Raw genomic sequence first — 21,475 nt, 5'->3', positions numbered from 1 at the left:
GCATTCCATGTCTTACGACCAGAAGAAGATCGTCGAAGCAATCCGGGCCTTCGAGCGCGGCGAGATCGTCGTCGTCATGGATGATGACGGGCGCGAGAACGAGGGCGACCTGATCGTCGCCGCCGTCCATTGCACGCCGGAAAAGATGGCCTTCATCGTGCGCAACACTTCGGGCATCGTCTGCACGCCGATGCCGCGCGAGGAGGCCAAGCGCCTCAACCTTGCGCCGATGGTCGCCGACAATGATTCGGCGCACACCACCGCCTTCACGGTTAGCGTCGATTTCAAGCACGGCACCACGACTGGCATTTCAGCTGACGACCGCACGCTGACCGTGCGCAATCTCGCCAACGGCAATGTCGGCGCCTCCGATTTCGTCCGCCCCGGCCACATCTTCCCGCTCATCGCGCGCGAAGGCGGCGTGCTTATGCGTTCGGGCCATACCGAGGCGGCCGTCGATCTGTGCAAGCTCGCCGGCCTGCCGCCGATCGGCGTGATCTCGGAACTGGTCAATGATGACGGCACCGTCAAGCGCGGCCCGCAGGTCGCGGCTTTTGCCGAGGAGCACGGCCTCAAGCAGGTCTCGGTCGCCGACCTCATCGCCTATCGGCAACGCAAGGAAACACTGGTCGAACGCGTGGCATGCTCCGAGATCGACACGCTCGGCGGCAAGGCGCAAGTCTTCACCTACACGCTGCCCTGGGATTCCATGCATCATGTCGCCGTCGTCTTCGGCGACATCCGCGATGGGGAAGAGGTGCCTGTGCGTCTGCACTCCGAGGACGTGGTGACCGACGTCTTCGGCACCAGCCACCGGCTGGACGCCATCATGAAGGCGATGGGCGAGCGCAAGCGCGGCGTCATCGTCTATCTGCGCGAGGGCTCGGTCGGTGTCGCCCACCAGGAGCGCAACCGGCCGGCGAGCGGCGACGGGGAGGACCACGAAGAGGCGCGCCGCCGCGAGAATGAATGGCGCGAGATCGGGCTCGGTGCTCAGATCCTGAAGGATCTCGGCATTTCCTCGATCAATTTGATCGCCTCGCGCGAGCGCCACTATGTCGGCCTCGAAGGTTTTGGCATCCACATCGCCAAGACCGAGATTCTCTAGATTCGACGGCGGCAATAGCGTCCGATCCGCTGAACCGGACGCGTCATGGTTCATTCCGCGGCAGCGACGGCCGCTTCACACCCATCCAACTCGCATTTGTGAGTGGCAAGACTGCGCTGGCCGAGCAGCACCGTGACCAGCGCGATGCCGCCCGCGACCACCGAGACCCAGAACCCGTTCTGGGCGCCGAACGCATCCACCACCGCGCCGGCGGCGAAAGAGCCCAGCGCCATGCCGATGCCGATTCCCGTTGTCACCCAGGTAATGCCCTCGGTCAGCATCGCTTCCGGCACATGCCGTTCGATCAGGCCGAATGCCGTGATGAAAGTCGGCGAGATCGCCACGCCGCTGATGAAGACGGTCAGCGCCAAAATCGGCACGCTGTCGGCAGTGAGCGGCAAAATCGTGCTGACTGCGATGATGGCGACCGCGACGGTCAGCTGGCGCTGTAGCGGCGTCTTGAGGTTGAGCGCGCCGACCACGATGCCCAACACGAACGATCCCAGCGCATAGACGCCGATCACCAGGCTTGCGGCACCGGCTTGGCCGAACTCCTTGGTGATCGCCACCGTGCTCACTTCCGTCGTCGCGAAGGTCGCGCCGATGAAGATCAGGGCGAAGGTGATGATCTGTACCGGCCGCAGGCGGATTGCCGAGCCAGTCGAACCATGGTCCACCGGCCGCACTTTCGGCTCCGTCGATCGCTGCAGGATGAATGCTATCGAGCCCAAAGCGAGAAACAACGTGCTCGCCAGCATGCCTGCTTCCGGAAACAGCGCCGCACTGAGGCCCACCGACAGCGACGCGCCGGCGATATAGACCAGTTCGTCGGCCGCCGATTCGAAGGCGAAGGCGGTGTTCATCTCCGGCCGGCCGCGAAAAAGCTCGGTCCAGCGCGCGCGCACCATTGCCGGCATGCTGGGCATGGCCGCTGCCAGCAGCGCCGACACGAACATTGTCCATACCGGCCAATCCTGGTTGGCCGACGCAATCAGCAGCAGGAATGCCAGCACGGAGATGATGGTGGTGGGCACGACGATCCATGTCTGGCCGAGGCGGTCGACCAGCCTGGAGATCTGCGGCGCCAGGAAAGCGTTGGCCAGCGCGAATGTCGCCGAGACGGCACCCGCCAGCCAGTATTCGCCACGCGTCTGCGACAGCATCGCCACGATGCCGATCGGCGCCATGGCGATCGGCAGGCGCGCCATGAAGCCTGCAGCGGCAAAGCCCTTGGCGCCAGGGGCTCGAAAAATCTCGGAATAGGGGTTCTGCATGGTCCGTTCCTCGACAAAAGGCGATTCGGAAATTACATACGATGCGTATGAATACTAAATAGATCATACGTCGCGTATGTCAATTGGCATACGTGACGTATGTAGATAAGGCCAGAAGAGATGCACAAGCCCCGCAGGGAAATGATCGCCGAAACGCGCGCCAAATTGATTGCCGCGGCCCGGCATGCGTTCGGAACGATCGGTTATGCCGAGGCATCGATGGATGATTTCACCGCATCGGCAGGGCTGACGCGCGGTGCGCTCTATCATCATTTCGGGGACAAGAAGGGGCTTTTGCAGGCGGTTATCGCCGAGATAGACGCCGAGATGGCGGCACGGGTGAATGAGGTTGCAGCGAAAGCACCGACCCGCTGGCAAAGCTTCGTCGACGAATGCACGAGCTACATCGAAATGGCGCTGGAGCCGGAAATCCAGCGCATCATGTTTCGGGACGGTCCGGCCGTGCTGGGGGATCCCGCGCAATGGCCGAACGCCAATGCCTGCGTCGCGTCGATGACCGATCACCTGACGACGCTGCAGGGCGGCGGGGTGGTTGTCCCGGGCGTAGACCCCGAGACCGCGGCACGGCTGATCAACGGGGCGAGCAGCCAGGCGGCGCAGCGGATCGCCAATTCGAACGACCCGGAAGCGACGTCGAAGACCGTGGTGGCGGCATTCAAGCAACTGCTCGAAGGATTGTTGAGGAAGGATGCCGGAGCCGCCTGACGACGGCAGGCCGCCGGCAGCGCGCTGCGCATGCCGTATCGGCAATCAAATCAAGGGTTTGTCAGACGTTTCGCATGTTGCCGCCTTGAGGCGTGCGATCGTTGATTTGAGCGGAACTTCGCCCTGTCCGCAAAACGTCTCGCTCATGATCAGCTCGGGCAGCGGCAGCCGCCGCCCCCAGCCATGTGTTTCGAGGTCCGGTTTCGGCGCGAACTCCGAGACACGGCCGACACAGAGATAGGCCACCGGCGTCACGTGCTCGGGAATCGACAGAAGGCCTTTCAACGCCTGCGCCTCGATAATGCTGACCCAGCCAACGCCGACGCCTTCGGCGCGCGCCGCCAGCCAGAAATTCTGCACCGCGCAGACCGTGCTGTAGAGATCCATCTCGGGATTGTGCCAGCGTCCCAGCGGCGAACCCTGTGAGCGTCGGCGGTCGCAGGTGATACAGATATTGAGCGCGCTTTCGCAGATGCCTTCCAGCTTGAGCTTGCGGTAGAGCGCCCGCCGCTCTTCCTCGATCGCCGGCAATTCCTGCTCGCGCGCCGCGAGGAACAGGTCGCGCACCTGTTCCCGTCGTTCGGTGCCACGAATGACGATGAAATTCCATGGCTGCATGAAGCCGACCGATGGCGCGTGATGGGCGGCAAGCAGCAGCCGCGCCAAGACCTCGTCGTCGACGGCCTCTGATGTAAAATGGCTGCGGACATCGCGCCGCGTGAACATGGCGCGGTAGACCGCATCGCGCGCCATCTGGTCGAATCCGTCACCCACGGGGATGGTCATATTGTCCGGCATCGCTTGTCCCCTTGCGATTGCAATCAACTGCCGTCCGCCTGACCATGCGGATGACGATGCCTGCCAGGCCGGTCTTCTGGCTCGGGATCAACCCGCATCCGGCGCCTTCCCGTCATCGACAGTGGCATTTACCGGCGCGGTCCCCCTTACAGCGTTGGGCACGCCACGGTATCAAACCGTGTTCCCGATTCTCCCGCTCGCGGCGGGCACCAGGCAGTGGCCGGGACTTTACGACGAAGCCCCTGCGCCGCCAATCCCCGCGGCGACGCGAACGGACGCAAGCGCGATTTTCCCCAACCATCAGGCCGCAACGCATGGCCATCGCCGCGCCAGGGCACTAGATAGGGAGCATGGCCACTCGTCTCTACACCCATCCGATCTTCCTCGAGCACATCACGCCACCCGGCCATCCGGAGCGGCCGGACCGCTTGCGCGCCATTGAGCGCGTGCTCGACGACGAGGCTTTTGCCGCGCTCGACCGCCTCGAGGCGCCGGAAGGCGATGAGGCCACCATTCTCTACGCGCATCCCGAGGATTTCGTCGAGCGGGTACGCGCCGCCATTCCCGATACGGGCATCGCCCGCATCGATGCTGACACAACGGCCAGCCCGAAGAGCTGGCAAGCGGCGATCACCGCGATCGGAGCCGCCAACGCCGCCGTCGACGACGTCTTTGCCGGCAGGGCAGACAACGTTTTCGTCGCCGCCCGGCCGCCCGGCCATCATGCGGAGAAAGCGACGGCGATGGGCTTCTGCCTGTTCAACACGGCGGCCATCGCCGCACGTTATGCACAGCGCAAACACGATATCGAACGCGTCGCCATCGTCGACTGGGACGTGCATCACGGCAACGGCACGCAGGATGTTTTCTGGGACGATCCGTCCGTGCTTTATTGCTCGACGCACCAGATGCCGCTCTACCCCGGCACCGGAGCAAAGAACGAAACCGGCGCCGGCAACATCGTCAACGCGCCGCTTGCGCCGCAGACCGGCAGCGAGGCGTTCCGCGATGCCTTCCTGTCGCGCGTGCTGCCCTCGCTCGACAATTTTGCACCCGACCTGATCATTATTTCGGCCGGCTTCGATGCGCATCATCGCGACCCGCTGGCCGAGATCAACCTGACCGAGGATGATTTCGACTGGGCGACCGGCCAACTCATGCAGCGCGCGGCGCGCCACAGCGGCAACCGGCTCGTCAGCCTGCTCGAGGGCGGCTACGATCTGCAAGGATTGGCATTTTCGGTCGCCGCCCATGTCGGGCGACTGATGAAAGGATGAATGATGGCTGGTGAAACCAACGAAGACGTCAAGGCGATGAGCTTCGAACAGGCTCTCGACGCGCTGGAGAAGATCGTCGATGATCTGGAGCGTGGCGATGTGCCGCTCGACCAGTCGATCAGGATCTACGAGCGCGGCGAGGCGCTGAAGGTGCATTGCGACCGGCTGCTCAAGGCGGCCGAGGACAAGGTGGAGAAGATCAGGCTGTCCCGCGACGGCAAGCCGGTCGGGACGGAGCCGCTGGACGCGGATTGAGGCACGCAGCCGTCTCTCTGGTTTTTGACACGATCATGATTGAGGATAGAACGCGTCCCGATTGAAACGGCTCCAGGACAAGAGGAGATACGGAAGCGATGTGCAGAAACATCAAGACCCTGTTCAATTTTGATCCGCCGGCGACCAACGACGAGGTGCGCGATGCAGCCCTTCAATTCGTTCGCAAGCTGAGCGGAACGACGCGGCCTTCGAAGCAGAACCAGCACGCATTCGACCATGCCGTCGAGGCCATCGCGGCGTCGGCGCGCGAGCTTCTCGATTCGCTTGAAACCAACCAGCATCCGCGCAATCGCGAGGAGGTTGCGGCCAAGCTGCGGGCGAAGGCGGCGATCCGCTTTGCCTGATCTGGCCAAAGCAGCCATCGGCCGCTGACAAGGAGAGTTCATGAGCTTCTTTCCCGGGAAGGACCCTGAAGCCGGCGATGCCTTTGCCAGCGACCAAATCGAATTGATGGTCATTCCGAACGCCAAGGACATTGGCGGTTTTCAGGTTCGCCGCGCCTTGCCGACCGCCAAAAGGCGGCTGGTCGGTCCCTTCATCTTCTTCGACCGCATGGGCCCGGCCATCCTTCGTGCCGGTCAGGCGCTCGATGTCCGGCCGCATCCTCATATCGGCCTGTCGACGGTCACCTACCTGTTCGACGGCAGGATCAGGCATCGCGATTCGCTCGGCACCGAGATGGTGATCGAGCCGGGTGACGTGAACCTGATGACCGCCGGCCGCGGCATCGTCCATTCGGAGCGCACGCCGGAAGAACTGCGCGGCGCGCCGATGTCGATCTCGGGGCTGCAGACATGGTTGGCGCTGCCGGACGGCAAGGAGGAAGTGGCGCCGGTTTTCGAAAACACCGCTGTCGCGCGGCTTCCCGACATCGACGCGGAAGGCGTCAGTGGCCGCATCGTCATAGGCGATTTCCAGGGGCTGCGTTCCCCGGTGCGGGCCGATTCCGAGACGCTCTACGCCGACCTCAGGCTGGCGCCCGGCGCCAGCGTGAAAATCCCTGCCGACGCGGAAGAACGCGCCATCTATACGCTGGAAGGCGAGGTCTCGATTTCCGGCGACGTGTTTCCGGCGGAACGGCTTCTGGTGTTCCGACCCGGCGACGAGATCGTCGTATCCTCACAGGCTGGTGCCCATTTCATGCTTTTCGGCGGTGCCTCGCTGGGCTCGAAGCGCTACATCTGGTGGAATTTTGTCTCGTCCTCCAAGGAGCGCATCGAACAGGCCAAGCAAGAATGGAAGACCGGCCGCTTCGACATCGTTCCCGGCGATGAGGAAGAGTTCATTCCACTGCCGGAAGGCTGAGGAAGTCGACGACGGGGCGTGCCTTTCGCGTCATTTGGCAGGCATTTACTTTCGCCTGCCGGCGGCCTATCCCGCGCATGAACAGAAGCTTGGGCCTACCCGTGAACGCAACGCCGCATACGCCGCTTCTCGACAAGGTCCGTATCCCGGCCGAGCTGCGCACGCTTTCCGAAAGCGAATTGCCGCAACTGGCATCAGAGCTTCGCCTCGAACTGATCGACGCGGTGTCGAGCACCGGCGGTCATCTCGGCGCCGGGCTTGGCGTGGTCGAACTGACCGTGGCGCTGCACTATGTCTTCAATACCCCCGATGACCGGTTGATCTGGGATGTCGGCCACCAGGCCTATCCGCACAAGATCCTGACCGGGCGCCGCGATCGCATCCGCACCCTGCGGCAGGAGGGCGGCCTCTCCGGCTTCACCCGCCGCACCGAGAGCGAATACGATCCGTTTGGCGCCGCCCACTCCTCGACGTCGATATCGGCCGGCCTCGGCATGGCGGCGGCCCGCGATCTTGCCGGCGGCCGCAACAATGTCATCGCTGTCATCGGCGACGGCGCCATGTCGGCCGGCATGGCCTACGAGGCGATGAACAACGCCGGCGCGCTCGATGCCCGCTTGATCGTCATCCTCAACGACAACGACATGTCGATCGACCCGCCGACCGGCGCCATGAGCGCCTATCTGGCGCGCCTGGCCTCTGGCAAGGCCTATGTCGGCCTGCGCGACTTCGGCAAGAAACTGACCTCGTATCTTGGCAAGCGTGCCGACCGTGCCATCACCAGGGCGGTCGAGCATGCGCGCGGCTACGTCACCGGCGGCACGCTGTTCGAGGAGCTCGGCTTCTACCATATCGGTCCGATCGACGGCCACAATCTGGACCATCTGATCCCGGTGCTGAAAAATGTTCGTGACAATGGCAAGGGCCCCGTGCTGATCCATGTCGTCACCCAGAAGGGCAAGGGCTACGCGCCGGCCGAGGCCGCGGCCGACAAATATCACGGCGTCAACAAGTTCGACGTCATCACCGGCGCTCAGGCCAAGGCCCCGGCCAACGCGCCGGCCTATACCAAGGTGTTCGCCGAAAGCCTGATCCGGGAGGCCCAGGAGGACGAGCGCATCGTCGCCGTCACCGCCGCCATGCCGGGCGGCACCGGGCTTGACCTGTTCGGCGAAGTGTTTCCGGCCAGGACCTTCGACGTCGGCATCGCCGAACAGCATGCGGTGACGTTCGCGGCCGGCCTCGCGACCGAAGGCTACAAGCCGTTCGCGGCGATCTATTCGACCTTCTTGCAACGTGCCTACGATCAGGTCGTGCACGACGTGGCGATCCAGAAATTGCCGGTGCGCTTCCCCATCGATCGCGCCGGCTTCGTCGGAGCCGACGGCGCTACCCATTGCGGCGCCTTCGACACCACCTTCCTGGCCTCCCTGCCGGGCTTCGTCGTCATGGCGGCGGCCGACGAGGCGGAACTGCGCCACATGGTGCGCACCGCGGCAACCTACGATGACGGCCCGATCGCCTTCCGCTATCCGCGCGGCAATGGCGTCGGCGTCGACATGCCCGATCGCGGCTCGGTGCTCGAAATCGGCAAGGGCCGCATCATCAGGGAAGGCGGCAAGGTGGCACTCCTCTCCTTCGGCACGCGCTTGCAGGATTGCCTGATCGCGGCCGAGGAGCTGGGCGCGGCCGGGCTTTCGACCACCGTCGCCGATGCGCGCTTCGCGAAGCCGCTCGACGAGGACCTGATCCGACGGCTGGCCCGCTCGCACGAGGTTCTGGTCACGGTGGAGGAGGGCGCCATCGGCGGCTTCGCCAGTCACGTTTTGCAGTTCCTCGCCCATGAGGGCCTGCTGGAAAGCGGCCTGAAAGTGCGCCCGCTTGTGCTACCGGACGTGTTTGCGGACCACGCCAAGCCGGAAAAGATGTATGCCGATGCCGGTCTCGATGCCGCCGGCATCGTCCATACGGTTTTCACCGCCCTCGGGCAGGCGCTCCGCGCCCAGCGCGCCTGACTCGACACATCAAGCGCTTGAATCGGTTTGCCGGCTCGATGTCGTAACGCATTGTTGACATTGCGGTTTGGCGTTTTGCTTACCGTGTCTCTTGCCCGTTTTTCAACGGCACGCTGCTAGGTTCTGGCCAGGCAGGGAGACAACAACAGTGAAGACGCTTCTGTGCGGCATGGCGATCCTGACCGCCATCGCAGCGCCGGCCATCGCCGGAACGCGCTACGACCGCAATCTCGAAAAGGCGGCCGTGGATATAGTCGCCAGCAGGATGGGGCATATCAGGGGCGGCTTCTCCTACAAGCAGCTGCCGCAGCTTGTTGTCCCGCCGGACGCCGCATCGGCATCCGCCGCGCCAGTCGAGCGCCCGCGCAGGGAAGTTGCCCGCGATCGGGATGACGGCCTGTCTCCCGCCGTCGAACGGCAGGCTCCCCGCACCATCTTCTGATCTCGCCCAAATCAAACCACCCAAATCAAAACCACATGTCGCGCACGCAGCGGCCATCGCGCGGCAGATCGTCGTAGGTCTCGAGACCGTCGAAATGGTCGATCGGCAGGTCGGCCACGGCTTCCGGCGGCGCAAGCCTTACATTGACGGCGATCCGCGTGCGGCCGGACTCGGCTGGGCGCAAACCGCGCCAGGCAAGCACGCACGCACATGTCGGGCAGAACAGGATCTCGAGCGTGGGTTCGGCCTTGCCGGCACGTTTATAGCTTTTTATCGGCCCCACGACGCGGATACGTTCATCGACAAAGTCGTAGGCCCAGAGCGTGCCGTAACGTCGGCACAGCGTGCAGTTGCAAGCGGTGATCGGCCCGGGATCGCCCTTCAAGGTCCAGTGGGCCGCACCGCAATGGCAGATTCCCGTCAGCATCCGTCCTCCTTCGCCTTCGGCAGCAAAACGGCGTTTCTTCCTTATCATCGTGGCCGACCTGATGCGATATGCGACTGGCCGCGAGCGGCTCTCTGCGGTCGCCGCCCTGGGGGATGTTGCTTCTCCCGCTCCAATATCCTTGCCTTCGCCGCCGGCTTTCGCCAAGGAAGACCGATGAATTTTCCCCCGCCAGCCAGCACGCGCCAGCGGCTCGACGATCTGCTCGTCCAGCGCGGCCTGTTTGCCAGCCGCTCGCGTGCCCGCGACGCGGTCGAGCGCGGCACGGTAACGGTGGACGGCGCTATTGCCCGAAAGCCTGGCCAGGCCGTGCAACCGGAATGTGTCATCGCCGTTGATGACCCGGCCCAAGGCTATGTCTCACGCGCGGCGCTGAAGCTGATCGCCGGGCTCGACCATTTCGGCCTCGATCCGGCCGGCTGTGAGGCGCTCGACATCGGCGCCTCGACCGGCGGATTCACCCAGGTCCTGCTCGAACGCGGCGCGACCCATGTCACGGCGATCGATGTCGGTCACGGACAGATGCATGCTGATATCGGCAAGGACGCGCGCGTGACGGTCATCGAGGGGCTGAACGCCCGCGATCTCTCAACCGCCGATCTTGGCGGCCGCAGTCCGGACTTCATAGTCTCCGACGTCAGTTTCATTTCACTGAAACTGGCCCTGCCGCCTGCGCTTGCCATCGCCAAGCCCGGTGCCGCAGCGATGTTTCTGGTCAAGCCGCAGTTCGAGGCGGGTCGCGAGGCGATCGGCAAGGGCGGCCTGCTGAAAGACCCCTATCATGCCGCCCGTGTCGCCGGCTTGCTGCAGGATTGGCTGGATGCCGTGCCCGGCTGGCGCTCGCTCGGCTTGCATCTGTCGCCAATCGAGGGCGGTGACGGCAATCGCGAATTCCTGCTTGGTGGGGTCAAGGACCGATGAGTGCACGCTTCACCATCAAAAAGCTTGGCGCCCAGGGGGATGGCATCGCCAACGCCGAAAGCGGCGATCTGTTCATTCCTTTCACGCTGCCAGGCGAGGTCGTCACCGCGGCGCGTGAAAGGGATCGCGCCACGCTGATGGCGCTGATCGAGGCCTCGCCCCTGCGCATCGAACCCGCCTGCCGCCATTTCGGCGAGTGCGGCGGCTGCGCCCTCCAGCATTTGGAGGCGCAAGCCTATCAGCAGTGGAAGCGCGAGAAGGTCGTGCATGCGCTGAGAGGCATCGATTGCGAAATAGGCGGTCTGGTCGCCTGCGCGCCGCACACGCGCCGCCGCGTCGTGCTCGCCGCCAGGCGCACCGAAACAGGCATGCTGCTCGGCTTCAATCGCCATCTGTCGCCGGAAATCATTTCCATCTCCGAATGCCCGATCTCGCTGCCTGGGATCGTCAACGCGCTCGACAGCTTCAGGGCACTCGCCGAATTGATCTGCGCCACCCCGAAATCGTTTCGCATGGCGGTCACAGTGACGGGTTCCGGCCTCGACGTGGCGGTGCATGAATCGGGCAAGCTCGGCGAAAACCAGCGCCGCATCGCCGCCAATTTTGTCATTGCGCAGGGCTTTGCCAGACTGTCCATCGATGACGAGATCATCATCGAGCCGAAGAAGCCTGTCGTCATGTTCGGCAGCGTTGCCGTCGCGGTGCCGCCGGGCGCCTTCCTGCAGGCGACGGAGGCAGCCGAACGGACCATGGCCGATATCGTCGGCGGACATCTGAAACGTGCCAAAAAAATTGCCGATCTCTTCGCCGGCTGCGGCAGCTTCGCCCTGCGGTTGGCCGCGAGATCGGAAGTGCATGCGGTGGAGGGCGATGCGGCCGCACTTTCGGCGCTCGATCGGGGTTCACGCTTCGCCACCGGCCTGAAACGCGTGACCGGCGAGCGCCGAGACCTGTTCCGCCGTCCGCTGACGTTCAAGGAGTTAAACGCCTTTGATGGCGTTGTCTTCGATCCGCCCCGCGCGGGCGCGGAGGATCAGTCGAAGCAGATCGCCCGCTCGGATGTTCCATTCGTTGCCGCGGTCTCCTGCAACCCGGTGACGCTCGCGCGGGATTTGCGCATCCTCATCGACGGCGGCTACACGGTGAAAAGCGTGACGCCGATCGATCAGTTTCTGTGGTCGCCCCATGTCGAGGCTGTTGCCTTGCTGGAGAAGCCGCGGAAAAGACGTTAGGTGCTTAGCCCTGCTCAGCGAGACTGGTCGCGTCATGCAGTCTGCCCCGAAATCCCAGCCAGATTTATCGCTAAAGTTGTGGATCATCGCCACTGCAGTTGAATCTGTCCCTCATAAAGGCATAATCCAAATTGGGATAGGGGGAGAAGATGATTTCACCAGGTTTTGTTGCCGAGATTTTTGGTTCGGCTCTCATCATGGCGCTCACCGGTGCGGTGCTCGCTTGGATCTTGAGAAAATTGACGCGTGTGGGGCTGGTGCCATCCTATGCGCTTGGCGTCGCGGTCATGACGTTTGTGGGCGCTGCGCTCTATGTCTCGGGCCATGATGGGACCGTCGACTACCTGAGTGCATGGACCCAGTACGCGATCGGCGGCGTTATCGGCTTCCTGATCCTGTATGCCACGTCGCGCCGGTCTGTGAGCAAGACCTAGCAGACTGGCCACGAGGCGGCTTCAAACCCTTGTGCCGCCGACCGTCATCTGGTCCATCCTGAGGTGCGGCTGGCCGACGCCGACCGGCACGCCCTGTCCAGCCTTGCCGCACATGCCGATGCCGTTGTCGAGCTTCATGTCATTGCCGATCATCGAAACGCGGTGCATGGCGTCGGGCCCGTTACCGATCAGCATTGCGCCCTTGATCGGCTGCGTCACCTTGCCGTTCTCGATCATGTAGGCTTCGGTGCAGCCGAACACGAACTTTCCGGAGGTGATGTCGACCTGGCCGCCGCCGAAGGAGACGGCATAGATGCCGTTCGTGACGGAGGCGATGATCTCGTCCGGCTCTATGTCGCCCGATGTCATGTAGGTATTGGTCATGCGCGGCATCGGCTGGTGCGCGTAGCCCTCGCGCCTTCCGTTGCCGGTGGCCCGCATGCCCATCAGCCGGGCGTTCTGGCGGTCCTGCATGTAACCGACCAGCTTGCCGTCCTCGATCAGCACGTTGCGCGCCGAAGGCGTGCCTTCATCGTCGACGGTGAGCGATCCGCGCCGCTCGGCGATCGTGCCGTCATCGACGACGGTGACGCCCTTTGCAGCCACCTGCTGGCCCATCAGGCCGGCGAAAGCTGAAGTTTTCTTGCGGTTGAAGTCGCCTTCAAGCCCGTGGCCGACGGCCTCGTGCAGCATGACGCCGGGCCAGCCGCTGGAGAGCACGATGTCGAAAGTGCCGGCCGGCGCCGGTACGGCTTCGAGATTGACCAGCGCCTGACGCAGCGCCTCCTTGGCGGCGTGCTTCCAGCTGTCCTCGACGAGGAAGTCGCCGAACGCCTTGCGTCCGCCCATGCCGTAGGAGCCGCTTTCCTGGCGGTCGCCGTCGCCGACCACCACCGACACGTTCACCCTGACCAGCGGCCGGATGTCGCGCACCACCTGGCCGTCGGCGCGCACGATCTCGACATGCTGCCAGGACGAGGTCAGCGATGCCGAGACCTGGCGCACGCGCGGATCCTCGGCGCGCAGCCATGCGTCGACTTCCTGCAACAGCTTCGCCTTGGCCTCGAAGGAAGGGGAGGGGATCGGGTTCTCATCGCCATAGAGATGGCGGTTGGTGCGGGCGGGCGCGGCGGCAAGCGTTCCGGAATAACCGCCCTTGACGGTCGAGACGGCGTCAGCCGCGCGTCGCAGCGAAGCCTCGGACAGGTCGCTGGAGTGGGCATAGCCGCTGGCTTCGCCGGCAACCGCGCGTAGGCCGAAACCCTGGTCGGTGTTGAAATTGGCCGTCTTCAGCCGACCGTTGTCGAACATCAGCGCTTCGCTCTCGCTGTATTCGACGAACAACTCGCCATCGTCGGCGCCGTTGATGGTCTCTGCGACGATCTCCTTGACGCGATCGTCGGAAATATCGAATTGGCCGATAAGGCTGTTCATGGCGTATGTCCGTGGATGAATGGTTATATCCGGGATGTAGGCGCGAAGCCGCGCCCAGACAATCGCCAATCGTCATTCAAATGCAGGGCGGCGGCGTCCCGGATCTATCCCAGGTCCGGAAAACCTATCGTTGATCGGCAGCTCCCGGGTCGAGGCGCGGGAGTCTACGGCAGGGCCGCAAATCCGTCGGCAAAACCCTTGAGGTCCACCGGGATGCCGATGCCTTCTTCTGGCGTCTGGAAGACGATGAACGTGGCCGACGTGCCGGTCTTCAGCGTATCGAGCAGCGGCTTCTCGAGAATGACCTCAGCGTAGCAGCCGTCCTGGAAGCAGCGCACGAAATAAGCGCGGCCGATATCCTTGCCGTCGACATTGAGGCCGAGCCCGTTGGGCAAGAGCACGCCGAGCGGCGCCAGCACGCGCAGGATCTCCGCCTTGTTGTCGGCGGTGCGCAGCACCACGACCGACAGCCCCATCTCGGGGCGGTCCTCGGCGACGACGTTCTGCATCATCACGCATTGTTCGGACGTGGCGCCGGCCGGCGTGTCGCAGATGATCGACCACGCGCCATGGGTCGAGCGCACCGTGCCGCTCGGCTGGGCCGCGTTGGCCTGGCCGGCGGCCGACAAGCCGGCGACGGACAAGGCGGCGAGAAAGATGACCTTCGCCAAGGGGCTCGAAAGCCCAAATCCCGACAGCCAAGAGTTCATGACGGCTCCATTGCGAATCACGGCACTTTAAGCCGCGCCAAAGCCAAGTAAAGGACGAGACAGCGGCCGAGCCGCCACGAAAATGCCCATGCGGCGCTTTTCCTAGCCAATTTCGCCCGAATTACGACGCCAGGCGCGCCGGCCGGCAGGAAGCAGCCGATCCGTTGAACATAGCCGATTCGCCATGGCGGCCGCCGCCTTCAAAGATGCATTCCGGCTTGCGCGCAAAAATGCCGCACGGTTTCCTCCGCTCCTTTCTTGCGGAGGGAAAAAGAGTATGGTTTGAACCAGCTTGAGACAGTCGGGATTCCCGTCCCGGCATTGTTCGTTATTCTCGTGGACACAGCCGCGAGGAACTGGGAGACGAAGAGGGCGATGAGAAATTTCCTGGCAAACGCCAAGCTTCCAGCAAGTGCCAAGTTTCTAAGCGCTTGTGCCGTTACCACGTTTTTCGCCGGCACGGCCGCCCATGCCGATCAGCCCGTCGAGTGGGAGACGACCTTCCAGGCGCCGGCAACCGACATGATGCGCCAGATCGAGTGGTTCGGAAACTACACGATGTGGTTCATCATCCCGATCACCGCCCTGGTATTGGTCCTTCTGATCTACTGCATCGTGAAATTCCGCGCGAGCGCCAACCCGGTTCCGTCCAAGACCAGCCACAACACGCTGATCGAGGTGATCTGGACTGTCGGCCCCGTCGTCGTCCTGCTCTGCCTCGCCATCCCCTCGTTCCAGCTCTTGACCGCGCAGTACACGCCGCCGGAAGAAGCCAAGCTCACCGTCAAGGCGACGGGCAACCAGTGGAACTGGGATTACGAATACCAGACCGACAACACGCTCTCGTTCAACTCGGCGATCCTCCAGGATGGCGACCGTGCCGCCGCCGGCAAGGAAGATCGCAAGGTCTATCCGCGCCTGCTTGCCGTCGACAACGAGATGGTGGTGCCCGTCCACACGATGACCCGGGTGCTCGTCACCGCGACCGACGTGATCCATTCCTTCGCCATGCCGTCCTTCGGCATCAAGATCGATGCCATTCCCGGCCGCACCAACGAGACCTGGTTCAAGGCGGAGAAGGAAGGCCTCTACTACGGCCAGTGCTCGCAGCTCTGCGGCAAGGACCATGCCTTCATGCCGATCGCCATCCGCGTCGTCTCCGACGCGCAGTTCAAGACCTGGCTGGCTGCGGCCAAGACCGATCTGCCCGGCGCCAACAAGACGCTGATGGCCGAGGTCGATGGCCAGAACAAGGTAGCGGCCGCCGGCAACTGATGCCGCGGGTTAGCAAGATTTAGGGAACGGAGCGGAACATGGCAGACGCTGCAGCTCACGACGGGCACGACCACAAGCCTTATCATGGTTGGGTGCGCTGGGTTTATTCGACCAACCACAAGGACATCGGTACGCTCTACCTGATCTTCGCGATCATGGCCGGCATCATCGGCGGCGCGCTGTCGGTCGCCATCCGCATGGAGTTGCAGGAGCCTGGCATCCAGATCTTCAGCGGTCTGGCGCAGATGGTCTACGGCATGAACGGTGACGCCGCGATCGACGGCGGCAAAAGCATGTACAACGCCTTCGCCACGGCGCACGCGCTGATCATGATCTTCTTCATGGTCATGCCGGCCCTGATCGGCGGTTTTGCCAACTGGATGGTGCCGATCATGATCGGCGCCCCGGACATGGCGTTCCCGCGCATGAACAACATCTCGTTCTGGCTGCTGCCGCCGGCTTTCATCCTGCTGCTTATCTCGATGTTCGTGCCGAGCGCGCCTGGCGCCTACGGCGTCGGCGGCGGCTGGACGCTCTATCCGCCGCTTTCGACCTCCGGTCAGCCCGGTCCGGCCATGGATCTGGCGATCCTGTCGATCCACATCGCCGGCGCGTCCTCGATCCTGGGTGCCATCAACTTCATCACCACCATCTTCAACATGCGCGCGCCAGGCATGACGCTGCACAAGATGCCGCTGTTTGCCTGGTCGGTGCTGGTCACCGCATTCCTGCTGCTGTTGTCGCTTCCGGTCCTTGCCGGCGGCATCACCATGCTGCTTACCGACCGCAATTTCGGCACGACCTTTTTCGCTCCCGATGGCGGCGGCGATCCGCTGCTGTTCCAGCACCTGTTCTGGTTCTTCGGCCATCCGGAAGTGTATATCCTGATCCTGCCGGGCTTCGGCATCATCAGCCATATCGTCTCCACCTTCTCGCGCAAGCCGGTGTTCGGCTATCTCGGCATGGCCTACGCCATGGTCGCGATCGGCGCGGTCGGCTTCATCGTCTGGGCGCACCATATGTACACGACCGGCCTGTCGCTCGACACGCAGCGCTACTTCGTCTTCGCCACCATGGTCATCGCGGTGCCGACGGGCGTGAAGATCTTCTCCTGGATCGCGACGATGTGGGGCGGATCGATATCGTTCAAGCCGCCGATGCTGTGGGCGCTGGGCTTCATCTTCCTGTTCACGATCGGTGGTGTTACCGGGGTTCAGCTGGCCAATGCCGGTCTCGACCGGTCGCTGCACGACACCTATTTCGTGATCGCGCACTTCCATTACGTGCTGTCGCTGGGGGCGGTGTTCGCCATCTTCGCCGGCTGGTACTACTGGTTCCCGAAGATGACCGGCTACATGTATTCGCCCGTCATCGCCAACACCCATTTCTGGGTCATGTTCGTCGGCGTCAACCTTGTCTTCTTCCCGCAGCACTTCCTCGGCCTTGCTGGCATGCCGCGCCGCACCATCGACTATCCGGACGCGTTTGCGGGCTGGAACATGGTGTCGTCCTACGGTTCGTACATTTCGGCCGTCGGCGTGGTGATCTTCCTCTATGGCGTGTTCGAAGCCTTCCAGAAGAAGCGGATCGCTGGCGCCAATCCATGGGGCGAGGGCGCAACGACGCTGGAATGGCAGCTGCCTTCACCGCCGCCGTTCCACCAGTGGGAGCAGCTGCCGAAGATCAAATAAGGCGGCAGCCCGGAATCGAAACCGCCGGTTCGCCGGCGGTTTCGGCCAAACGGAATATGGATTTGAGTACGCATGGCCCTTGTCGACGAAACCAGCATTGACGAAGCGGGCTTCCGCATGTCGGAAGCGACGGCGGGTGATTTCTTCGCCCTCCTGAAGCCACGCGTCATGTCGCTGGTGGTGTTCACCGCCTTTGTCGGACTGGTCGCGGCGCCGGTGACCATCAACCCGCTGCTGGCGGTGATCGCGATCCTGGCTATTGCCATCGGGGCTGGTGCCTCCGGCGCTCTCAACATGTGGTACGATGCCGATATCGACGCGGTGATGACACGCACCGCCACCCGCCCGGTGCCGGCCGGCCGCATCCAACCCCACGAGGCGTTGAGCTTTGGGTTGGTGCTTTCGGTTTTGTCGGTGATGACGCTCGGCGTGCTGGTCAACTGGCTGTCGGCGGCGCTGCTGGCCTTCACCATCTTCTTCTATGCCGTCGTCTACACGATGTGGCTGAAGCGCTGGACGCCGCAGAACATCGTCATTGGCGGTGCTGCCGGCGCCATCCCGCCCGTGATCGGCTGGGCCGCGGTAACCGGCACGGTCAGCCTGGAGAGCGTCGTCCTGTTCCTCATCATCTTCCTGTGGACGCCGCCGCATTTCTGGGCGCTGGCGCTGTTCAAGTCGCAGGATTATGAACGCGCCGGCATCCCGATGATGCCCAATGTCGCCGGCCCGGCGTCGACCCGCCGTCAGATCTTCGCCTATGCTCTGGTGCTGGCCCCGGTCGGTGTGCTGCCGTGGCTGCTTGGCTACACCACGCCGTTCTATGGCGTGGCTGCCCTGCTGCTCGGGCTCGGCTTTGTCTGGTATGCGTGGAAAGTGCTTGGCATGTCCGACGACGATCGCGCGATGAAGCCAGCCAAGGCGTTGTTCGGCTATTCGCTGCTCTATCTCTTCGCCATCTTCGCCGTCTATCTCGCCGACAGCGTCGTCGAACGTGCACTTGCGGTGGGTGGAGCATGAGCATGATCGAAGACAAGCTCGAAACGGTCACCTTGACCGAACGCCAGCGGAAGGCCCGGCGCAACCGCTCGGTCGCCATCGGCGTAGCCTTGGCCGTGCTGGTCGTTATCTTCTATATCGCGACGATCGTGAAGTTCGGTCATAACCTCTCTGGCACGATGTGAGGCGGGAGATGGGTGTCGACACGAGTGCCAAACCGGCCGGGCACAACAGCAACCGCCTTGTTGCGGCCGTCTGCCTTGCCTTCTTCACCGGCATGATCGGCATGGCCTATGCCGCGGTGCCGCTGTACAAGATGTTCTGCCAGGCGACAGGCTATGGCGGCACGACGCAACGCGTCGAGAAGCAGTATGCCGGCCGCGTGCTCGATCGCGAGATCACCGTCCGCTTCGATGCCAATATCGCCGGCGTGCCGTGGGATTTCCAGCCGGTCCAGCGCTCGATGACCATGAAGATCGGCGAGACGGTGCAGGCGCACTATCAGGCGACCAACAAGTTCGATCGCCCCATCACCGGCCGCGCCACCTTCAATGTCCAGCCTGAACTGGCGGGTCCCTATTTCAACAAGGTCGAATGCTTCTGCTTCACCGACACCACGCTGAAGCCCGGCGAAACGCTTGACATGCCGGTCCTGTTCTACGTGGACCCCGATATCGTCAACGTGCCGGAACTGAAGGACGTGAAGACGATCACCCTGTCCTACACGATGTTTCCGGTCGAGAAGAACAAGCCGGTCGCATCGTCGGAGCCGGTCCAGGGCAACAGCAAGACAATTTCAAATACCGAAGGAAATCTCGGGGGTTGATATGGCAGACGCGCACGCAAAACATCACGACTATCATCTCGTCGACCCGAGCCCGTGGCCTTTCCTGGGATCGATAGGGGCGCTCGTCACCGCCTTTGGCGGCGTTTGCCTCATGGAATACCTGAAGGGCGGCTCGTTCCCGATCTTCGGCTTCAACATCGCCAATCCGTGGCTGTTCTTCATCGGCCTTGCTATCGTCCTCTACACCATGTTCGCCTGGTGGTCGGACACGATCAAGGAAGCGCATGAGGGCCATCACACGCGGGTCGTGTCGTTGCATCTGCGCTATGGCATGATCATGTTCATCGCCTCCGAGGTGATGTTCTTCGTCGCTTGGTTCTGGGCCTATTTCGATGCCAGCCTGTTTCCGAGCGAAGCCCATCAATATGCCCGCACCGCGTTCACCGGCGGTGTCTGGCCGCCGAAGGGCATGGAGGTTCTCGATCCTTTCCATCTGCCGCTGTATAACACCGTGATCCTGCTGTTGTCGGGCACCACGGTCACCTGGGCGCACCACTCCCTTATCCACGGCGATCGCAAGGGGCTGATCAACGGACTGGTGCTGACCGTCGGCCTCGGCATGCTGTTCACCATGGTGCAGGCCTACGAGTACATGCATGCTCCGTTCGCCTTCAAGGATTCCATCTATGGCGCCACCTTCTTCATGGCGACCGGGTTCCACGGCTTCCATGTCATCATCGGCACCATCTTCTTGGCCGTCTGCCTGATCCGCGCCATGAAGGGCGATTTCACGCCCAAGCAGCATTTCGGTTTCGAGGCTGCCGCATGGTACTGGCATTTCGTCGACGTGGTCTGGCTGTTCCTGTTCGCCTCGATCTATGTCTGGGGATCGGTCGGCGCGGTAATCGAAGCCCACTGATACCGGTCTGATGACTTTGAAGGGGCGGCTGCGGCAACGTGGCCGCCCTTCTTCTTTTCGGTCCAATGCGATCCGGGCGGTTGCGAGGGCGCACAGTGTCGATGCCGGCGGTATGATCATGATCCACGGCCAGCCGAACGGATTCGGCGGCTGCTTCAATTGGTCGGCTGGACCGACGGCGGCATTGCCGTTACGGACTCCGGCATGGACGAAGTCTGGGCGGTGGTGATCGATGGAACACCCATCAGGATTGAGCGGTAAGCAATGAGCGACGACAAGGCGATCTGGCCTCCGATCGACCCTATTTCGGCGGGCTTGCATGGACGCTGCCCGCGCTGCGGCGAGGGGCGGCTGTTTTCCGGCTTTCTCACCGTAGGCAAACGCTGCACCAATTGCGGTCTTGATTATTCCTATGCCGATGCCGGCGACGGGCCCGCGGTTTTCGTCATCCTGATCATCGGCTTCATCATCGTCGGCCTGGCGCTCTGGGTCGAAGTGACGCTGAGCCCGCCGCTCTGGCTGCATCTGCTGGTCTGGATCCCGCTGGCGCTGGTGCTGTGCCTGACGGCGCTCCGGCTGATCAAGGGAGTGCTGCTTACGCTGCAGTACCGCAACAAGGCGGCCGAGGGCCGGCTGGATCGCGGCGAATGACCGACATGTCCGCCAAGGGCGGTCGTTCGCGGCCAGGATCGGTATTGCTGCTTGGCATTGGCCTCGTCCTGCTCCTGATCCTGCTGGCGCTCGGCACCTGGCAGGTCCAGCGCCTGCACTGGAAGGAAGGTCTTATCCAGACCATCGACCAGCGCACCCACTCGCCGCCGCTCCCGCTGGCCGAGGTGGAGAAACAATTCGCCTCGACTGGGGACGTCGACTACACGCCGGTGACGGTGACCGGCACGTTCCTGCATTCCGGCGAGCGGCATTTCTACGCAACATGGGAAGGCGAAGCCGGCTTCAACGTCTACACGCCGCTGGCCCTCGACGATGGCCGCTTCGTCCTGATCAATCGCGGTTTCGTGCCATACGATCTGAAGGATGCCGCCAAGCGCGCCAAGGGACAGGTCGCGGGCAAGGTCACGGTCACCGGCCTCGCTCGCAATCCGCTGCCGGCAAAGCCGTCGATGATGCTTCCCGACAACGACGTGGCGAAGAACATCTTTTACTGGAAGGACCGTGACGTGATGGCGGCGAGCGCTGGCTTGCCGGCGAGCGCCAAGCTGGTGCCAATCTTCATCGACGCCGACAAGACGCCGAATCCGGGCGGTTTGCCCATCGGCGGTGTCACCATCATCGACCTGCCGAACAGCCATCTGCAATATGCTATGACCTGGTATGGGCTTGCCGCGGCACTTGCCGCCGTTCTCATCCTGCGGCTTCGCAGGCCAGCGAAAGAGGAATGAGCGCGACCGA

At 63.2% G+C, this 21,475-nt stretch carries 24 protein-coding genes, 1 pseudogene and 1 riboswitch; of the genes and pseudogenes, 20 read left to right on the top strand and 5 right to left on the bottom strand.

Going from position 1 to position 21,475, the window contains the following annotated elements; all coding sequences use genetic code 11:
• Positions 1-7: 7 nt before the first annotated feature.
• On the top strand, positions 8-1,108 hold the full coding sequence (gene ribB / locus FJ867_RS19575) for a 3,4-dihydroxy-2-butanone-4-phosphate synthase (RefSeq protein ID WP_140498053.1): 1,101 nt from the start codon (positions 8-10) through the stop codon (positions 1,106-1,108).
• Positions 1,109-1,158: 50 nt separating this feature from the next.
• Here the strand turns inward: ribB and FJ867_RS19570 are convergent, their stop codons facing one another.
• On the bottom strand, positions 1,159-2,382 hold the full coding sequence (locus FJ867_RS19570; RefSeq protein ID WP_140674977.1) for an MFS transporter: 1,224 nt from the start codon (positions 2,380-2,382) through the stop codon (positions 1,159-1,161).
• A 120-nt stretch (positions 2,383-2,502) separates the two neighbouring features.
• On the opposite strand from FJ867_RS19570, the gene FJ867_RS19565 reads away from it, so the two are divergent.
• Positions 2,503-3,108 carry a TetR/AcrR family transcriptional regulator gene (locus FJ867_RS19565; RefSeq protein WP_140818291.1) on the top strand — a complete coding sequence of 202 codons (606 nt, stop codon included), beginning with the start codon at positions 2,503-2,505 and terminating at the stop codon, positions 3,106-3,108.
• A gap of 45 nt (positions 3,109-3,153) precedes the next feature.
• Here the strand turns inward: FJ867_RS19565 and bluB are convergent, their stop codons facing one another.
• Positions 3,154-3,906: a 5,6-dimethylbenzimidazole synthase gene (gene bluB / locus FJ867_RS19560; RefSeq protein WP_140818289.1), complete on the bottom strand. Its 753-nt coding sequence runs from the start codon at positions 3,904-3,906 to the stop codon at positions 3,154-3,156.
• Between the two features lie 48 nt (positions 3,907-3,954).
• Positions 3,955-4,135, bottom strand: a riboswitch (cobalamin riboswitch).
• Positions 4,136-4,256: 121 nt separating this feature from the next.
• Between bluB and FJ867_RS19555 the strand changes: the two genes are divergently transcribed.
• The 6 genes from FJ867_RS19555 to FJ867_RS19530 all read left to right on the top strand — a co-directional run bounded on the left by FJ867_RS19555 (position 4,257) and on the right by FJ867_RS19530 (position 9,221).
• A complete protein-coding gene (locus tag FJ867_RS19555; protein ID WP_140818287.1) occupies positions 4,257-5,183 on the top strand; it encodes a histone deacetylase family protein in 927 nt (308 codons plus the stop codon).
• A gap of 3 nt (positions 5,184-5,186) precedes the next feature.
• Positions 5,187-5,438 carry an exodeoxyribonuclease VII small subunit gene (locus FJ867_RS19550; RefSeq protein ID WP_140498064.1) on the top strand — a complete coding sequence of 84 codons (252 nt, stop codon included), beginning with the start codon at positions 5,187-5,189 and terminating at the stop codon, positions 5,436-5,438.
• Positions 5,439-5,536: 98 nt separating this feature from the next.
• Positions 5,537-5,803, top strand: a complete 267-nt coding sequence (locus FJ867_RS19545; protein WP_010914875.1) for a DUF2277 domain-containing protein — start codon at positions 5,537-5,539, stop codon at positions 5,801-5,803.
• A gap of 40 nt (positions 5,804-5,843) precedes the next feature.
• Entirely contained in the window at positions 5,844-6,764 is a 921-nt protein-coding gene (locus FJ867_RS19540; protein WP_140498066.1) for a pirin family protein, read from the top strand.
• Positions 6,765-6,841: 77 nt separating this feature from the next.
• Positions 6,842-8,779 carry a 1-deoxy-D-xylulose-5-phosphate synthase gene (gene dxs / locus FJ867_RS19535; protein ID WP_181168400.1) on the top strand — a complete coding sequence of 646 codons (1,938 nt, stop codon included), beginning with the start codon at positions 6,842-6,844 and terminating at the stop codon, positions 8,777-8,779.
• A 148-nt stretch (positions 8,780-8,927) separates the two neighbouring features.
• On the top strand, positions 8,928-9,221 hold the full coding sequence (locus tag FJ867_RS19530; protein ID WP_140520807.1) for a hypothetical protein: 294 nt from the start codon (positions 8,928-8,930) through the stop codon (positions 9,219-9,221).
• A 25-nt stretch (positions 9,222-9,246) separates the two neighbouring features.
• Here the strand turns inward: FJ867_RS19530 and FJ867_RS19525 are convergent, their stop codons facing one another.
• Positions 9,247-9,648, bottom strand: coding sequence for a GFA family protein (locus tag FJ867_RS19525; RefSeq protein ID WP_140629233.1), 402 nt, complete (start codon positions 9,646-9,648; stop codon positions 9,247-9,249).
• Positions 9,649-9,822: 174 nt separating this feature from the next.
• Here FJ867_RS19525 and FJ867_RS19520 point away from each other — a divergent pair, with 174 nt between their 5' ends.
• The 3 genes from FJ867_RS19520 (at position 9,823) to FJ867_RS19510 (ending at position 12,253) form a co-directional block, all read left to right on the top strand.
• A complete protein-coding gene (locus tag FJ867_RS19520) occupies positions 9,823-10,587 on the top strand; it encodes a TlyA family RNA methyltransferase (protein WP_140580777.1) in 765 nt (254 codons plus the stop codon).
• Entirely contained in the window at positions 10,584-11,819 is a 1,236-nt protein-coding gene (locus FJ867_RS19515) for a class I SAM-dependent RNA methyltransferase (protein ID WP_140818283.1), read from the top strand. The genes FJ867_RS19520 and FJ867_RS19515 overlap by 4 nt, the downstream gene beginning before the upstream one ends.
• 149 nt (positions 11,820-11,968) lie before the next feature.
• The gene (locus tag FJ867_RS19510) at positions 11,969-12,253 is read left to right on the top strand and encodes a hypothetical protein (protein WP_140818281.1); all 285 of its coding nucleotides are present in this window, start codon (positions 11,969-11,971) and stop codon (positions 12,251-12,253) included.
• Between the two features lie 21 nt (positions 12,254-12,274).
• Here the strand turns inward: FJ867_RS19510 and tldD are convergent, their stop codons facing one another.
• On the bottom strand, positions 12,275-13,687 hold the full coding sequence (tldD, locus tag FJ867_RS19505) for a metalloprotease TldD (RefSeq protein WP_140818279.1): 1,413 nt from the start codon (positions 13,685-13,687) through the stop codon (positions 12,275-12,277).
• 164 nt (positions 13,688-13,851) lie between these two features.
• The gene (locus FJ867_RS19500) at positions 13,852-14,397 is read right to left on the bottom strand and encodes an invasion associated locus B family protein (RefSeq protein WP_140494976.1); all 546 of its coding nucleotides are present in this window, start codon (positions 14,395-14,397) and stop codon (positions 13,852-13,854) included.
• A gap of 258 nt (positions 14,398-14,655) precedes the next feature.
• On the opposite strand from FJ867_RS19500, the gene coxB reads away from it, so the two are divergent.
• From coxB to FJ867_RS19455, 9 genes and pseudogenes are all read left to right on the top strand, one after another.
• On the top strand, positions 14,656-15,672 hold the full coding sequence (gene coxB / locus FJ867_RS19495; RefSeq protein WP_181167186.1) for a cytochrome c oxidase subunit II: 1,017 nt from the start codon (positions 14,656-14,658) through the stop codon (positions 15,670-15,672).
• Positions 15,673-15,710: 38 nt separating this feature from the next.
• Positions 15,711-17,363, top strand: coding sequence for a cytochrome c oxidase subunit I (gene ctaD / locus FJ867_RS19490; RefSeq protein ID WP_140494972.1), 1,653 nt, complete (start codon positions 15,711-15,713; stop codon positions 17,361-17,363).
• Between the two features lie 72 nt (positions 17,364-17,435).
• Entirely contained in the window at positions 17,436-18,380 is a 945-nt protein-coding gene (locus tag FJ867_RS19485) for a heme o synthase (RefSeq protein ID WP_140494970.1), read from the top strand.
• A gap of 2 nt (positions 18,381-18,382) precedes the next feature.
• Positions 18,383-18,544: a hypothetical protein gene (locus tag FJ867_RS19480; RefSeq protein WP_140494968.1), complete on the top strand. Its 162-nt coding sequence runs from the start codon at positions 18,383-18,385 to the stop codon at positions 18,542-18,544.
• 8 nt (positions 18,545-18,552) lie between these two features.
• Complete coding sequence (locus tag FJ867_RS19475) at positions 18,553-19,185, top strand: cytochrome c oxidase assembly protein (protein WP_140514826.1); 633 nt, start codon at positions 18,553-18,555, stop codon at positions 19,183-19,185.
• A 1-nt stretch (position 19,186) separates the two neighbouring features.
• On the top strand, positions 19,187-20,065 hold the full coding sequence (locus FJ867_RS19470) for a cytochrome c oxidase subunit 3 (protein ID WP_140494964.1): 879 nt from the start codon (positions 19,187-19,189) through the stop codon (positions 20,063-20,065).
• A gap of 76 nt (positions 20,066-20,141) precedes the next feature.
• A pseudogene (locus FJ867_RS29080) lies at positions 20,142-20,326 on the top strand (L,D-transpeptidase family protein); the annotation flags it as partial.
• Positions 20,327-20,329: 3 nt separating this feature from the next.
• Positions 20,330-20,716: a DUF983 domain-containing protein gene (locus tag FJ867_RS19460; RefSeq protein ID WP_140494962.1), complete on the top strand. Its 387-nt coding sequence runs from the start codon at positions 20,330-20,332 to the stop codon at positions 20,714-20,716.
• The gene (locus FJ867_RS19455) at positions 20,713-21,465 is read left to right on the top strand and encodes an SURF1 family protein (RefSeq protein WP_181168399.1); all 753 of its coding nucleotides are present in this window, start codon (positions 20,713-20,715) and stop codon (positions 21,463-21,465) included. Before FJ867_RS19460 ends, FJ867_RS19455 begins: the two co-directional genes overlap by 4 nt.
• Positions 21,466-21,475 lie beyond the last annotated feature (10 nt).

This window comes from Mesorhizobium sp. B2-5-3, assembly GCF_006441005.1.
GTDB lineage: Bacteria > Pseudomonadota > Alphaproteobacteria > Rhizobiales > Rhizobiaceae > Mesorhizobium.
Note: the sequence above shows the minus strand (reverse complement) of the source record. Positions and strands in the feature narration are given on the sequence as shown.